The organism is Streptomyces sp. NPDC007088, from assembly GCF_042869355.1.
Lineage (GTDB): Bacteria > Actinomycetota > Actinomycetes > Streptomycetales > Streptomycetaceae > Streptomyces.
On the sequence record NZ_JBIAFO010000010.1, the window covers coordinates 233958 to 248684 of the forward strand.

18 protein-coding genes are annotated in these 14727 nt (G+C 73.1%); all 18 read left to right on the forward strand.

Annotated elements, in window-relative coordinates:
- The first annotated feature begins 743 nt into the window (after positions 1–743).
- Entirely contained in the window at positions 744–1808 is a 1065-nt protein-coding gene (locus ACFYMP_RS18395; RefSeq protein ID WP_388858128.1) for a hypothetical protein, read from the forward strand.
- Between the two features lie 901 nt (positions 1809–2709).
- Entirely contained in the window at positions 2710–2907 is a 198-nt protein-coding gene (locus ACFYMP_RS18400) for a hypothetical protein (RefSeq protein WP_388858132.1), read from the forward strand.
- Between the two features lie 210 nt (positions 2908–3117).
- The gene (locus ACFYMP_RS18405) at positions 3118–3744 is read left to right on the forward strand and encodes a GNAT family N-acetyltransferase (RefSeq protein ID WP_388858135.1); all 627 of its coding nucleotides are present in this window, start codon (positions 3118–3120) and stop codon (positions 3742–3744) included.
- Positions 3745–4223: 479 nt separating this feature from the next.
- Positions 4224–4649, forward strand: coding sequence for a DUF6283 family protein (locus ACFYMP_RS18410; RefSeq protein WP_388858138.1), 426 nt, complete (start codon positions 4224–4226; stop codon positions 4647–4649).
- Positions 4650–5001: 352 nt separating this feature from the next.
- Entirely contained in the window at positions 5002–5166 is a 165-nt protein-coding gene (locus ACFYMP_RS18415; RefSeq protein ID WP_388858141.1) for a hypothetical protein, read from the forward strand.
- A gap of 362 nt (positions 5167–5528) precedes the next feature.
- On the forward strand, positions 5529–6137 hold the full coding sequence (locus tag ACFYMP_RS18420) for a hypothetical protein (protein WP_388858144.1): 609 nt from the start codon (positions 5529–5531) through the stop codon (positions 6135–6137).
- A 206-nt stretch (positions 6138–6343) separates the two neighbouring features.
- The gene (locus ACFYMP_RS18425; RefSeq protein ID WP_388858147.1) at positions 6344–6694 is read left to right on the forward strand and encodes a hypothetical protein; all 351 of its coding nucleotides are present in this window, start codon (positions 6344–6346) and stop codon (positions 6692–6694) included.
- A 273-nt stretch (positions 6695–6967) separates the two neighbouring features.
- Complete coding sequence (locus ACFYMP_RS18430; RefSeq protein WP_388858150.1) at positions 6968–7693, forward strand: hypothetical protein; 726 nt, start codon at positions 6968–6970, stop codon at positions 7691–7693.
- Positions 7694–7762: 69 nt separating this feature from the next.
- A complete protein-coding gene (locus tag ACFYMP_RS18435; protein ID WP_388858153.1) occupies positions 7763–8170 on the forward strand; it encodes a hypothetical protein in 408 nt (135 codons plus the stop codon).
- Positions 8171–8268: 98 nt separating this feature from the next.
- Positions 8269–8691, forward strand: coding sequence for a hypothetical protein (locus ACFYMP_RS18440; RefSeq protein WP_388858156.1), 423 nt, complete (start codon positions 8269–8271; stop codon positions 8689–8691).
- A gap of 217 nt (positions 8692–8908) precedes the next feature.
- Positions 8909–9298 carry a hypothetical protein gene (locus ACFYMP_RS18445; RefSeq protein ID WP_388858159.1) on the forward strand — a complete coding sequence of 130 codons (390 nt, stop codon included), beginning with the start codon at positions 8909–8911 and terminating at the stop codon, positions 9296–9298.
- Between the two features lie 240 nt (positions 9299–9538).
- Positions 9539–10432: a hypothetical protein gene (locus tag ACFYMP_RS18450; protein WP_388858162.1), complete on the forward strand. Its 894-nt coding sequence runs from the start codon at positions 9539–9541 to the stop codon at positions 10430–10432.
- A 266-nt stretch (positions 10433–10698) separates the two neighbouring features.
- Positions 10699–11343 (forward strand): hypothetical protein, encoded by a 645-nt coding sequence (locus ACFYMP_RS18455; RefSeq protein WP_388858165.1) that lies wholly within the window; start codon positions 10699–10701, stop codon positions 11341–11343.
- A gap of 237 nt (positions 11344–11580) precedes the next feature.
- Positions 11581–11766, forward strand: coding sequence for a hypothetical protein (locus ACFYMP_RS18460; RefSeq protein ID WP_388858168.1), 186 nt, complete (start codon positions 11581–11583; stop codon positions 11764–11766).
- Positions 11767–11795: 29 nt separating this feature from the next.
- Positions 11796–11966, forward strand: coding sequence for a hypothetical protein (locus ACFYMP_RS18465; RefSeq protein WP_388858171.1), 171 nt, complete (start codon positions 11796–11798; stop codon positions 11964–11966).
- A gap of 148 nt (positions 11967–12114) precedes the next feature.
- Positions 12115–12306, forward strand: coding sequence for a hypothetical protein (locus ACFYMP_RS18470; RefSeq protein WP_388858174.1), 192 nt, complete (start codon positions 12115–12117; stop codon positions 12304–12306).
- Between the two features lie 87 nt (positions 12307–12393).
- Complete coding sequence (locus ACFYMP_RS18475; protein ID WP_388858177.1) at positions 12394–12756, forward strand: hypothetical protein; 363 nt, start codon at positions 12394–12396, stop codon at positions 12754–12756.
- Positions 12757–13250: 494 nt separating this feature from the next.
- Positions 13251–14039 carry a hypothetical protein gene (locus tag ACFYMP_RS18480; protein WP_388858180.1) on the forward strand — a complete coding sequence of 263 codons (789 nt, stop codon included), beginning with the start codon at positions 13251–13253 and terminating at the stop codon, positions 14037–14039.
- Positions 14040–14727: the final 688 nt, after the last annotated feature.

The window sequence follows — 14727 nt, forward strand, 5'->3', positions numbered from 1 at the left end:
TCAGACGGCTGGAGACCGAAGGCTGGCACGTCGAGCTCGCCGAGGCCGGGCTGCCCTGACCAACGGGAAGCTGACCCGCCTCATCACCTACCGCGACTCGCTGGCCAGTCTCGTGGACCGGGGCGACACCGACGACGCGGTTTGGACCCTGCGCAGGGCCAAGTCCGCCGTAAACGCCCAACTCCCCGACCCGCCCGCGCGCGCACCCGACGGTCCGCCCCCTCACAGCCGGGGGCGGACCGCTCCAGTCCCGCGCCACGCTGGCCCGTGCTCGACGAGCCACACCGTCGGCGCCGCCACTCCCGCCTCGCCCGCTCGCGCCCGTCCAGGACGCGGCGCCGCTTCCTGGCTCAAGACGCGCATGACCCAAGGGGAGCGGAGGCCCCGCCTGCGGCAGGCCGCCATCCGGCGCGGGGCATGGCGGCAGCGACGGCGTGGTTTTCCGGGGCGTACAGCCGCGCCGTCCCATTCCCAAAGCCCGACCGCTCGATGCTGCCCCGCCCAGAATGCGCCGGATGCCCCGGCTCTGAGGGCCTCGCCCGCCTCTTGCGCCTCTTGCCACGCCCTGGGCCATGTTCGATCCAGCGGCCCGGAGAGGGCGGTGACCACCTCACCCGCCCCTTCGGGTCGCCCCAACCCAGCAGCGCCCGGCACGGTAGACAGCCTCCCTCGGAGGACTTCATGAAGGTGACACGCAGCGGCTACGTGCTGGAGCCTGGAGTTCGACGTATCCACCCGGGCGCATGTCCACACCATCTCCCGCGACTCCGACCACTAACGACATCACCTACACCGACGACCGCCACGTCGTCCTAGCCCCCGTCGACGAGGACCAGGGCAGCTGCCCGAGCGGTTTCCGTGCCGGCTTCGACGGTGACGCGCACGGATACGACAGCGTCACCCTTTTCGATGGATCCGGGGAACTGGCGGTGTGGACCCAGCAGGAGTGGATCGAGGACCCCAGCATCGTCTTCGCCATCCTCAACGCCGCCTGCTCGGCTTCACCCACGGTCCTGACGCCGTGCGGGCCCGGCTCCAGCGTTGACCCGCCCGCAGGCCGCACGGCCGCGTGCGCGTCACCCGGCGTCCAGCTCCGCTGCGCCCGCCCGGCTGGGCGCCCCGGACTCCCGGCCCCGCCCTCCGTGCCTTGCTCGGGCTGGCCGGGGATGCAGGGCTGCGTCATGCCCGCCGCCCGCCGGGGGCACCAGCCGCCGTGCCGTGCAGAGGGGTTGCACGGCTTGCGTGGCCGGCCCGCACCCTCAGCCTCGCCCGGCCCAACCCTGTGGGCCCGTGACTCTTCCGGAGCACTGACGATGACCACCTCCCTTCCCGCCTCCCCATCCGCGCTGCTGGTGACCCCGCTGCCGTTCATGCCGACCAAGTCGACGCCCACAACCGGCAGCACACCTGTGGACTTGCCCCACTCCGAGCAACACACCTGGATCAATCAGCAGGTTGGCGGCTGGGCCGACGCGGCCACCTACCACTTGCAAGCGGTCATCCACGTGCACGGCAACGGCATCGCACTCGGCCTGCAGCCCAACCCCGTCCTGTGGACTCTGGCCAGCGCCTGGCGCGACCGCATGCTGCCCTACACGCTGAACGGCCCGGCCGTCATCACCGGCCCGGAGGACGGCAACGGCCGGTACACGCCGTTGACCCCGCAGATGGCAGCACAGACGCAGAAGGCACTTCAGACGGCAGCCGACTGGTGGCTGGAGCACGACTTCGACATCGCTCTGTGGCCCGTCAACCCCTCCTCCCGTCTGTTCGCCGAAGCAGTCACCCGCACCCGCGCCGTGCTGTGACCCACAAGGCCGGCCGGCCCTGCACCCTGGCCCCGAACCCTCGTCATCCCGCCCCGGGTTCGCGGGGCCGCCGCTCCCGTCACTCTGTCCGGCTGCCGGGCCTTGCGCGGCTTGGCCCCGCCGGGGCAGTGTCGGTAGGCCCGGAAGGTACTCCCGCCCACATTCCCTCACCCTCGGGATTGTGGTCGAGCCTTCGGCCGCCGGACCGTTTCCATCCCCGTCGGGCGGTCCGGCGCACCGCCTGCACCGTCGGCAGCCACAGCGCCCCGACGACACCCCGGGAATTCGCCCGCCTCCCGGGGCCGACACAACGCGACTCCTTCACCCCGGGAACGCCTACCCCCGCCAATCGGGGCCTTTTCCCGCCTTTACCTATAGGCCACTGAGCCTATGGCACTTATCGATGACATCGAGTTCTCGTGGCGACTGCGCCCCGCCCGGACCAGCCTGGCCCCCGAACTCCTGCCTAGACGGCCGGTGTTCGGGGGCTGTGTCATGCCGGTCCGGGCGGGTCACCGCCTCAGCCTGCCACTGCTCCGGCGCCGCTACTGCGTCCCCGTCACGGCCCCGCGTGCCCCGACGCCGCTGAGCGGGCCGCCCGGCAAGCTGCCGGGACTTGCGCGGCTTGGCCCGCCCGGTAGCAGTGTTCGTCGTGCCAGAAGGCGCTCCTGCACCGAATCCCCCGAGGTGTGGTCGAGCCCTCCGGCTGCCGGGCCACCCCCGCCCCCTCACCCGGGGGTGGCCCGGCATACCCGACCTCCCGCCGCGCCGCCCGTTCGGGGCCGCGCCCTGAGTCTCTCCGGAGTGTCCATGCCGTTCACCAGCACCAGCACCCCCCTCGTCCGGACCGTTCCCGTCGGCAAGATCCTGCGCCGCCGAACGCCCCCAGCCCGGCACCTACGTGGTCACCGAGTGGTCTGAAGAGTGTGCGTGCGGCGGCAACTTCCTCGGCAACACGGAAGAGCCGTGCCGCAAGGACTGCACCGGCTACTACCCCGCCCGCGGCTACTACGTCGCCAGCTACGGCGACGGCGGCCCGCAGGCCGACGGCCAGCCCGGCGACAGCTACGGCCCCGCCCAGGCCACCTGGACCGACTAACCTCACCCCCGGGGCGGCCGCGCGCCGCTCCCGCACCGGCCCCGCACCCCTGGGACATCACGTCCCCCGGGTGCGGGGCCGCCGCCATGCGCCGCCCCGCGCGGGCGGGGCTGGTTGCATGCCTTGCCCCCCGCCCCGCCACAGTCTCTCTGCTGCCGGGCTCCCACCCCAAGAACAGGCCCGGCCCCTCTCGGATCGGAAGGCATCTGCATGACCACCGCCCAACACCCTTCCCACATCACGATCCGCCCCGTGCGGGCCGACGAACTGGACCCGTACATGGCCCTCACCCTGCTCATCGACCTCCACCTCCCCGCCGACGAACTCCCCGCCGTGAGGGACCTCGTCGAGCGGACCTTGCGCATTCCCGGCGATGCGTTCTCCCACGTCGATTCCAACCACTTCCTGTTCGCCGAGGCCGCCGACGGCACGCCCGTCGGCGCCATCCACGTCGGCCCGCCGCACTGGATGTGCGACCTGACGTTCCCCAGACACACACAACGCGCCCTCGCCACCCGGGTCAGCAACATCGACACCATCGCCATTCACCCCGACCACCGCCGCCAGGGAATCGCCACTGCCCTCCTGACCCGTGTCGAGGACGACTACCGGCGCGCCGGATTCAGGGCCCTGACCCTGCGACACGAGCACGGCAACAAGCACTTCTTTACCGCCAGCGGCTACACCAGCCTGTCCCGTCTGGCCATGGACGTGCCGCCCTTCGGGCTGGTCAGCCTCCGCGCACCGGGCTGGAAATACGCGGTCAAGCTGCTCGACCCCGCCGTCACCTTCACCAACCTGCGAGGCTTCATGACCGTGTCCGGGCTCCTGGACTGACCCCACAGCGCCGGTGCCCCGCGCGCCGACGCCTTCCGGGCAGATCCTGCGGGCCGCCGGGCTAACAACTCAGACCGGCGGCCGCCGCACGCTCCCGCCCGGCTCCCCACCTCACCGGCTCACCACCGCCTGACCACCCCGTGCGCCGTTCACCGGCCCGGACATGCCGCCCCGCCCCCGCGTCGGCTCCGCATCCCCAGGGACATCACGTCCTTCGGGGTGCGGGGCCATGTGCCGGCCAACGGGCCGTGGCCCGGCCGGCTACCCGCCCCGTCCATCGGGGGAGCGCCGCGCAGCGCGCCCCGACAGGCCGTCTGGTCTGGCGTGTTGCGGTGGTCGGGCCGATTTCGTTCATGGTCAGCGCGACCGCCGGGGGATCTGTGACCACCCCGGCCCGCGTGCCCCACCGGATAGGAATACTGATGCCCCAGCCCCGCCACCCCGTCGGCGCCCGCCCAGCCGGTGTTCCCGCAGCGCCCGTGACGACTCTGCCGCCCGCTCCGCGGCCCTGCCTCACCTGCCCGTACCGCAGGGACGTCCCCTCGGGGGTCTGGTCGCCGCGGGACTACGAGAAGCTGCCTCGCTACGACGGCGAGACGTGGGAGCAGCCCGCGCGCGTGTTCATCTGCCACCAGCACGACAAGGACGACATCGACGTGCGAGTGTGCGGAGGATGGGCAGGCTGCCACGACGGTGATCATCTGCTCGCCCTGCGCATCGCCGTGATCGAGGGCGGGATCACCACGGCCACTGCCGACGCGATCCGCGACTACACCTCTCCCGTCCCGCTGTTCACCTCGGGCGCCGAGGCGGCCGCCCACGGTATGCGCGACCTGAACACTCCGGGCACCGAGGCCCTGCGCGCCATGGACAAGATCAAGCGCACCCGAGGACAGCGCCCGTAGAACGCCCGCCCCCATACCCCGCCCCTGGCGTGCTCGCCCGCCGGGCGGGCGCCCGGCCGTTTCACCCTCACCCCGCCATCCGGATTCCCGCCGGGCGGAAGGTCGCCGCCCTTCCGACTTCGCGGAGCAACTCCCTTACGTCTTGCGGCGGTTGACATCCGCCCGGCCATGGTCATCCCGGCGGACCCGACACCATGAACCCCCTGCTCTCTCGGGCCCGAACCTCGGGCATTCGCCCACCCTCCAGCCGAGCCTTGACGGGACGTTCCATGACTACCGCTGCCCTCCGACCGACCGCTCTGCCACCAGGCACCCTGACCCGCCTGAAGCCGGGAGACTGCACGGCCACCCAGTGGTCGACCGCACAGCAAAAGGCCAACTCGGGAACCGCGTCCTCGCATTCGTCGAGAACGGCCTGTACGCCGACGCCTTCCTTCGCCGCCTCTACCACACCTGCTACCAGCACCTGTTCGGCCACATCGCGCACACCAACCGGTACGGCTTGGCCGACACCTGATTCACCACTCCCGACGACAAGGCCGACTTCATCCGGCACGCCATGAACGCCCGCTGCGTCGGGGATCCCGCCTTCACGTGGTCAGACGTCGAACGCCACCTCCAGGACGCGCTCGCCGCCCACCCGCACCTTCAGCAGTCGTCCGCATGGCCGGGTGCCCGGCGCCCCCACGCCTACCCGTCCTACCGCTGCACCCCCCAGCCGAGCACCTGACCCCGCACCTCTCGCGCCTGGCCCGGCGCCCCGCCCCGCCCCTCCCGGCCGGGCCCGGGCCGATCGCTGCCCTGCGCCCCACGCCGCGCGTCACACGCGCCGGTCCGCTAAAAGCCCCCGCAACACCCCTGACAAGGGAGACCTCACCGATGGGCAAACTCACGTACCCACGCAGCGCCGACGCCATCGCCACCCGCGCACGGATGACCCTGGCCGCCTACCGCGCGGTCCCGGCCAGGGAGGCCGCCTATCACCTCGGCGGCTCCCTCCAGGACATGTGGAACTACGGCTACTTCGCCCTCCACAACGCCGACTCCGCCCCCTGGGAGTGGACCAGGCAGCATCTCTTCAACGCCGTGCAGCTGCTCACGACAGGCGCCGACGATCCGAAGAGCAGCGCCCGCGCGGCGGCCGACGCGATCCACTGCTTCGAGCAGACAGCCGGCATCGCCCGCGGCCCGGCACCCGAAACCCTCTACACGCGTGCCGAAGCCGAACAGGCCGCCAACGCCGCCTTCGAATGCATCAGCCGCTACGTCAAGCTCGACCAACCCCACGACCGCCAGTTTGTCACCGAAGCCTTCCTCGCCTTCCTCGACAACCCGGACAGCCCCTACCCCTACAAGAGCCACGACCTCGACGACGCAGGCGCCGGGCAGGCAGACGACGGCACCGTCCAGGCTGGGTCCGGACCGCGCCCCGACGAGACCGGGGAACGCGACACCTGTCGGCCCGACCCGGCCCGCCACGCCTCCTGACGGTTCCTGACGCACCGTGCCCGGCCGCCACCCCGGCCCTGTGCGCCTGAGCGGCGCCCCCGGCCGTCCGATCGCGCCCCGGCCCCTGTTCCGGCGCGGGTGAGACCGGTCCCGGGGGAGCGGTGACCACCGCCCCTCCTGGCCGCCGCGCCCCGCCCGCCCCGCTCCGGTGCTCTGTTGCCCGCACAATCTTCGAGGACGTCGTCATGACCTTCACGCTTCGCGCCCACCGTGCCCGCACGGCCCGCTCGCCCCGCTACGTCGACCGCCGCCAGCGCCCCGTCGGCCCGCGCTCGACGCGCCGCACCGTCGGCGCCGCCCGCTCCCGTCTCGCCCGCTCGTGCCCGTCCGGACTGCGCCGCGCCGCACCCTGGCTCAAGACACTTGTGACGAGGGGAGGGTGGCGGCACAGCGTGCAGGAAGCCGCCATCCGCCGCGGGGGCCTGGCGGCGGCGACGGCATGGCGCTGCGCCGCGTACGGCCGCGCCGTCCCGTTCCCGAAACCCGACCGCTCGATGCTGCCCCGCGAGGAACGCATCGGCCGCCCCCGGCGCTGAGAACCGCCGCCGGCCCACGACACCCCGGCCCCGCGCCCCGCGCCCCGGACTCCGCTTCCCGGGCGCGGGGCCATCCGCATGCCGCCCGGGCCACTGAGCCCGAACCCCTGTCGTCTCGCCCCCTTGTGCTCCACCCTCGTGCCGTGCACCGCCGCGGCCCACCCGGCATCCACCGAACCACCCGGGCCGCCGCGCCGGGTTGTCTTGTGCGGCTTGCCCTCTCCCGCCGCACCCTCCATGGCACTGACCAGAACTGCACCAGGGAGACCCGCTGTGGGATACGAGATCTACTACGAGGGCCGCATCACCTTCGACCGGCCTGTGAGCCTGGACGCCGCAGGGGAGCACCTCTGCAATCTCACCCGATTCTTCAACCCGCTGCTGATCGAGCGGACCGAGGGCACGGACACCAAGCGCTACGTCACCGGCTTCCAAGTGGATGAGGCAAACAGCGACTGGGCCAAATCGTGGCCCTGGGCGATGGACTTCGTGACCATCGAGGACTTCGCGAGAGACCACCAGGTCACTCTCACCGCCCACTTGCGGTGGCAGGGCGACGGTTGCCCCTCCGACCCCGCCGACGACCGTGGCCACATCGTGTTCGACCTTTACGGTACGCACCATCAAGTCCCCGACAGCAAGAACGACGACCGGGCCGTTGAAGCCCACCGGCAACGCTCGTGCACCTGCTACGGCAACGCCGCCCCGCCTCCCGCAGCCCCGGCCAACGACGGGCCCGGGCATCGGACGGTCGGCCCGCTCACGCCCGTGTACCGCTACGCCTTCTCCTCGCTCCCCACCTCCCTCCGCTTCAGCCTCACCGCCGCGACCGCGGAGGAGGCCCAGGCACAGGCCGCGTGGCTCGAACACGAGACGCACGACCTGGCCTCCCTCAGCGATCTCGGCGTACGGATCGAAGACATTTCCTTCGGCGACCACAGCGACACGGAGATGGCCGAGACGGACGAGCACGGCAGCGCCGACTCCCCGGACGCGTAGGGCCTGCGCGGCGGTTGCGCGTCTTGCCCCGCCCCCGGCCACGTTCATCCCAGCGGCCCGGAGAGGGCGGTGACCACCTCACCCGCCCCTTCGGGCCGCCCCAGCCCAGCAGCGCCCGGCACGCCAGACGCAACGCTCTCCCCGGAGGAGTGCAAGAACCCGGCGCACCTCACCTTCGTGACCACCGCGATCACCGCATTCGAACAGGAAGGCCCGGACGCCCGCCCCTTGCTGAAGGGCTGCCCTCAGGCCGCCGCCCGACGGATCTTCGAGGAAGTCACCGAGGCGTACATCACCGCCGAGGACGCCACCTGCATCCAGGCCCGAGGCAGCACCCTGGTCCGCGCCCCCGGCCCGGCCCGTCCGCCCGGCCGGCCCGTCCGCCCGCCCGGCCGGCCCGTCCGCCCGGCCGGCCCGTCCGCCCGGCCGGCGGCCCGGCTGCCGGGTGCTGCCGCCGGGGCCGGGTTGCTGCGCTAGACGGCCGTGCCCCGACGGTGAGCCCACCCGGCCGCCGCATCACGCCCGGGCCGCATCCGCCTACGGGCCAGCGCACCCGCCAACCCCCGGAGCCTTTCGTGACCACGCTCGATGACCTGTGCTCGACCGTCCTGAAGAGCCTCACCGCCGCCGGGTTCACCGACGTCACCGCCACCTGCCGAAGCGACACCAGCGTCATCGCCACCGTCCCCGCCGCACGCTCCGCGTGGGCCGAGTTCGCGCTCGCCTCCCACACGGTGCTGCGCCTGGCCGACAGGGCAGGCCGCGCCCGGTACGCGCTCTTCCCCGCCCGTGACGACAGCACGCCGTACAGCCGCACCGTGTACTTCTGCGCCACCCGCCCCGGCCTCGCCCCCAAGGGCGCCGGACAGGTCCTGTGCCACACCGTCCGCATCGTCCCCGGCGTCAACACCGAGGCGGACATCCCCAAGGCGCTCGCCGCCGCCCTCTTCAACGACTCCCGGCGCGCGGGCGACATCACCGTCACCCGCCTCGCCTGACCCCGCGCCCCGCCACGCCCGGCCCCGCGCCCCGGAACACCACCGTTCTCGGGCACGGGGCCGCCAGCGCGCCCTCACCCTGCCCCGGCCCGCCGCCCACCGTGGTCCACCCCGGCCTGCCCCCGCACCGCGAGCCGGCACGGTGGCGGGGCTAGCCCCCACCGCTGCGCATGGTCCCGCCGCACCCCATCCACACCGGCGGAAGGACCCCGCGACCATGTTCGCTCCCAAGCCCAAGCCCGCTCCCGGCCCCGCGACCATCACCAAGCCCGACGCCACGGCCGGACAGTTCCTGCGCAATGCCCTCAGCCGGGCGGGGATCCCCGCCCGGCGGGACGGGGACAGCGGCAGCAGTTACATCGCCATCCGTGTCGGCGCCCACGGCATCATCATGATCACCGGCGTCAGCGGGCGGGCCAAGGAGAACGAGATCGACTACCGCCCGCGCGAACACCAGGGCTGGGGAGCCGTCTACTACCCCAACACCCGTGACGACGACGGCCGCTTCACCGACTTCTACCGGTCCACCAACGCCGACCTCGCCAGGGACACCGCCCTGGTGGTCAACGCTGTCCAGGACCTGATCGGCAGACGCTCCACCAGCTGACCCCCACAACCCGCCGCCGACCTGGCCCGCCCCCCTCACACGGGGGCGGGCCAGGTCACGTCCGCCCCCGCAACCCGCCGCCGTCGGCCCCGCTGCCTCCCCGCCGGCCGGGTTGCCGTTCTAGCCGGCCGCACTTGCACGGTGCCGCCACCGGCCGCCGCACCCCCGCCCCCAGGCCGACCTGGTGCGGCCCCGGCACCCCCTCCCCTTTTTTCCCGCGAGCCCGAGAGGCAGACCAGCATGTTCCTGCACCTGACGACCCTCCTCAACCTCGACCAGGACCCGATAGCCACCGTCGACGCCCAGTTTGTCGGCGGCGCATTCGGCAACACCTTCATGGTCGTCGCCACCGATCCCGACCGCACCGGCGGCATGGTCGCCCTCCACACGTACGGGCCGTTCGCCACCGCCGACGACGCCCACGTCTGGGCCGCCGCGCACATCGCCTCCTACAGCGCCTGGGCCGTCGCTCCCCTCGCCGCCCCCTACACCAACGCCGAGGGCAACGCCGGACGCCGCAAGCCGATCACCCACTCCACGACCGCGCGCGCCGCCCGCGCGAACACCATCGCCACCTACCTCAAGCCGCACCGGCTCACCCGCCTGCGCTACGGCACCCGCCGCGACACCACCCGCCAGGGATTCACCGCCCGCGAGCTCGACCACCCCGAGCTCGGCCCGGTCGTCGAGCTCACCGCGCTCGGCCCCGACGCCTACCAGCGCGACCGGGACCACCACCTGATGCACACCGTGCTGCGCCACGACCACGCACGCTACGAGGTCACCGACCACCACACGCACCTCCTGGTGCGGCGCCTGTCCGACGCAGAACTCCACGCCGCCGCCGACCGGGCCGCCGCCCGCGTCACCCCGCACCTGGCCGCCCTCACCGCCAACACCCCGCCCGCCACCGAGGCGGCACACACCCTGTTCCACGCCGTCCTGAGCGAGGCCCGGGAAGTGGCCTCGGACGACCCCGACGACAGCGACCTCATGCTCCAGGTCCAGGACATGGCCCCGCACGACGCCCTCACGGCCCTGAAGAAGGCGTTCCTGCCCTCGGACCTGATCGAGCCGATCGCGGACGCCCTCGCCCTCCTGGCCCCGGACACCTACACCCCCACCACCGGCTGACCCCGGTCCGGCAGCACACCCCTGCGCCTGTCCGGCCCGTCCGGGCCCGCGCCCCGCCCTTTCGCGCGGGCCCGGGCCCGTCCCTCCCCGCCGGCCCGCGCCCGTCCGGGTTGCCGCCCTTGGGGTACACCGGGCCATGGTCGGCACACCGGCCCCGGGGGAGCGGTGACCACCACCCCGGGTCCTCCCATCTCGCTCGTCCCTTCTTCGGAGACGCCCATGCCCACGATCTCCCACGCCCCCACGCCCCCACGCTCCCCGAATGCGTGACGGTCATCATCTGCGCCGAGTGCGGCACCCACCCCTTCACCGCCGCTGCGGACCACACGTTCCGCTGCCCGTGCGGCAGCCGGATCACCGCCCGGGACATCGACCTGGACGGTGCGACCGTGTGGGCCGTGACCCGGACCGGACACCTGGCCTACCTGCCCGACCCCGCCGACGCATGGCAGCGGTACGCCGAAGCGCGCACCGTCATGGACGACCCGGGCCAGCGGGGGCCCGACCTGGAGGCCGCGCACCGCGCATTCCGCGAAGCGCTCACCGAACTGGAAGCCGCGCAGCTCCTCGCTGTGCAGCTCCCCGACGGCGCAGACGTACAGATCGGGCGCGTCTACCTCGCCTGTGTCCTCAATGCGGACGGCACACTCAGCGGCTCGAACGCATCGGCACTGGGGTGGCCGTGCGAGGCGTGCTCGCCCCGGGCGACCGACCCGTACTACCAGCAGCGCTACCCCTGCCGGAACCCGCGCGGCCACGCCTGGACGCAGGTCCGCGACTGGGAACGCAACGTCAACACCCACCGCAACGACCACTACGTCGTCCACTCACCGCTCGCCCCGGACCTCCCCACCGCCCGCCGCCTGGCCGCCGAGAAGTGTGCCGCCCGCGCCGCCGCTCTCACCGCGTAACCCCTCCCACCCGCCGGGGCGCGGCACCCACGCCGCGCCCCGCCCGCCGCTTCCTGATGTGCCGTCCGGCCCCGCACCCGAACACCACCCGCCCAGCGCCGGCGCGAACTCCACGAGTTGCATCCCTTGGCCCCCGCCCGGTCATGGTCGGCGCACCGGCCCCGGGGGAGCGGTGACCACCCACCCGCCCCCTGGGGCCGCCGACCATCCACACCCCAGGCAAGGACCCCGATCGCGATGCTCCCCACCCTGCTCCGCACCGCCTACGCCCGGCTGTTCCCCCCGCTGTGGAACGCGACGTACTCCTGCGGCCGGTGCGGCCTCCACATCAAGATCACCAACCACACCGACCGTGACCGCGTCGCCGCGCTCCTGCGCGCCGCCCACGGCCACCCCTGCAAGCCGAAGTCCAAAGCCCTGTGACCCGCTCCGCCCCCCAAGGAGAACCGGCCGTGCGCCTCGCCTTCCACCGCAAGCCCCTGTCCGAGCGCCTCAAGGACGCCGGATGCCCCGGCGAGTTCGTCTACGACCCCGCCGAGGGCCGCAACATCGTCCGCATGCCCGACGGCCAGGCACTCACCCCCGGCGAGGCCGCCGACCTCTACAACATCGACGTCCTGTAACCCCGCACGCCCTCCCTCACCAGCCCCCCGCTCCGCCCCGCGCCCGGACCCCGTCCCGGCTGGGGGCGGGCCCGCCACCACCGAGCCAACGGCCGCCGAGGAGGCCGCGCACACCCTGTTCGACGCCGTCCTGAGCGCCGCACGCGAGGTGGCATCCGACGACCCCGACGACGCCGACCTCATGGACGAAATCCGGGACATGGACGCCCCTGACGCCCTGGCCGCCCTCAAGGACGCCTCCCTGCCCTTAGACATGATTGGCCCCATCGGGGACGCCCTCGCCCCCAAGGCGCCGGACAGGTCCTACAGCATCCCGCCCACGCCGACGGATCACCCCTAAGCATCCAGCTCTTCACCATTGCGCACACCGGACTCGGACCGTACGTCGGACTGCCCGTCACGGACCTGTGGCTCGACGCCCCCCCACTTGCTAACCCGGGAGACCGCCGCTCGGGCCGCCGCCGACGCCGCCCGCGACGACCTGTGCCTGAGCTACACACTCGCCGCCGACGGCACCCTGACGCTCCAGTGGACCGACAATTTCGAGACGGTGGGCCACGTAGTCATGGTGGTGCCGGACGCGCACGGCCGGTACCTCCTCGGCGGCCTGTGGCCCTGGACCGTGTGGGACCGCGCCGCGCCGCACACCGCCGGACAGGCCGCCTACGCGCTCGGCGCCGCCGAGTACCAGCTCAGTGTGACCACGGCGTTCCCCGACGGGCTGAGTGAGCGCTATGACCAGGGCCGCGAGGAAGCGCACCGCCTCACCCTGCGCCGCCACGAACCCTGATCCTGCGGCCCCGTGTCCTGTTAGCTCGCCCCGGCCCCGGTCGCCTTCACGGCGGCGGGGGCCGCCCCATGCCCGCCCCGACTCCCACCGCTACCGCTCACCGCGCCCCAACGGGCCGTTCATGCCGCGTTGTTGCGGGGCTTGCCGTGTGCCGGGTCAGGGTGCGGTCACCGGGCCGGAGGGGGCGGTGAGTACCCTCCCGCGTCCCGCTCCACTCCATGTCCTGTCGACGCCAAGAGCAGCGACGGTCCGGCGGGTTTGCGGGGCTTGAGCCGGTCGTCGGCACTGTGCGGTCATCGCGCCGAGGGAGCGCTGCATCCCTTCCGCCCCGGGCTCGGCTCGCCTTCCTGCCCCGCCGACCGGCGGGTCCGCTCGGAGGGCGCCCCGGCTCCGCGCCGTCGCCCGCCCGTCCCCAGGGGCGCATCTGCCCCGCTTCGCGCCGCCGTCGGCCGCGCGCGCCACCTGTTCCCGTGTTCTCTCTTGAGGAGGCCCGTATGGGCTACGACATGTACATCCACGACCCGATGACCGATGAGGAAGAAGCCGCCTACCGCAGGGCGCGCGAGGCGTTCGACGCGGCGGTGAGCGACCGTGACGGCCTCCCGCACGCGCTGCCTGAGTACCAGGACGCCAAGCGCCGCCTGGACACTGCCAAGGCACGGATGGAGAAGGAGGGCCGTTCCGCCGAACTGTCCAGGGTGGTCATCGAGGCGGGCGAGGAGATGCGCGGCCTGAGGTTGTCCCACCCCGGATACAAGGCCGCCCAGCAGAAGGTCGATGCGGCATACGAGGCTGTGCAGGCCGCCGACGTCTCGTACTTCCGTCTCGACATCCACGGGATGGGCGTCTACCGGACCGTCATGCACCAGTTGGGCATGCTCGTCACCGACTACGACGCACCCGACTACCCCGAGCTGCCGGACGGAGTGACCTGGGAAGACGTCGACGCCGCCAAGGACGAGCCGACCCCCGGCGCGGGTGACGGACTCCCGGTCAAGGCGGCGGCCGCCGTCTACGTCAAGGAACTCGACGCCCACCTGGCCTGGCATCCGGGACCCGCATCCGGGATCACCGTGCACAAGCTCGGCTCCAACGGCGGGTGGCTCGTCACCCCCGCCGAGATCGAAGCGGCGCTGGCGGCCTACCGGACCCACAGCGCGCCCCAGGTGATGACGCTCCTGGCGGCCGCACTCGGTGACGAGGACGACAGCCACAGCTACTGGATCGAATGGATCACCTACCTGGAGCGCGCCCGAGTACGCGGCGGCTTCAAGGTCCACTGACCCACCGCCGCCAGCTGCGGCTCCTGGCCCCCGCCGCCCATGTGGCGCCGGGGGCCGCTGCCATGCCGCACGCCCCTCCCGACGCCCGCGGCCCGACCGAGCGCGCCCGCCCGGTCGGGCCGCCGCTCTGTGTCCCGTGCCCCCACCAACCTCTTGCGCGCTGAGGCGCCGTCGCCCGCTGCCCGCCGCCTTACGGGAACGAGCTGCCGGGCCGGGGGAGCAGTCCCCGCGCCAGCCCGTCTCCTCGGCCCGGCCCGTGCACCGCCCGCCTGCCCGTACGCCGGCTGCCCGGCTGCTTGCGGTGCTAGCCCGGCGCCGCAGCAGGGTCGCTCTCGCCGGCGCCGCCCGCAGTCGCGGCATCCCTAGGGCATTGGCCTGCGGATACCGCCTGCCCCGCGGCCATCTGCTGCGCACCGCGCCAAGGCGCGGCCCCGGCCGCCCCGCCTCCCAGCCCGCCCCTCCGGCATATCCGGGAGGCGGGCTATGCACATCACCCCTCCGGCATCGCTGCTCCTGACGCCGGAGGTTGCCTGCTGACCATCCCGGGCTGACCGCCGCGTCCGCATAGCGGCCCCGAGCCCCTGCCCTGCCGCCCCCGGTTCGGGGCCGGGGCTCGGGGCCGATTCCCGCCTGGTTGGCCGCGCCTTGCGGTCCTTGCCCAGCAGTCAGCCAACTTCAGGGCAGCGGC

What these genes read in the sequence shown, in the direction of transcription:
- ACFYMP_RS18395 (WP_388858128.1), top strand. Translation starts at nt 744, where the DNA reads ATGTCCACACCATCTCCCGCGACTCCGACCACTAACGACATCACCTAC.
- ACFYMP_RS18445 (WP_388858159.1), top strand. Translation starts at nt 8,909, where the DNA reads ATGTTCGCTCCCAAGCCCAAGCCCGCTCCCGGCCCCGCGACCATCACC.
- ACFYMP_RS18425 (WP_388858147.1), top strand. Translation starts at nt 6,344, where the DNA reads ATGACCTTCACGCTTCGCGCCCACCGTGCCCGCACGGCCCGCTCGCCC.
- ACFYMP_RS18480 (WP_388858180.1), top strand. Translation starts at nt 13,251, where the DNA reads ATGGGCTACGACATGTACATCCACGACCCGATGACCGATGAGGAAGAA.
- ACFYMP_RS18460 (WP_388858168.1), top strand. Translation starts at nt 11,581, where the DNA reads ATGCTCCCCACCCTGCTCCGCACCGCCTACGCCCGGCTGTTCCCCCCG.
- ACFYMP_RS18405 (WP_388858135.1), top strand. Translation starts at nt 3,118, where the DNA reads ATGACCACCGCCCAACACCCTTCCCACATCACGATCCGCCCCGTGCGG.
- ACFYMP_RS18450 (WP_388858162.1), top strand. Translation starts at nt 9,539, where the DNA reads ATGTTCCTGCACCTGACGACCCTCCTCAACCTCGACCAGGACCCGATA.
- ACFYMP_RS18420 (WP_388858144.1), top strand. Translation starts at nt 5,529, where the DNA reads ATGGGCAAACTCACGTACCCACGCAGCGCCGACGCCATCGCCACCCGC.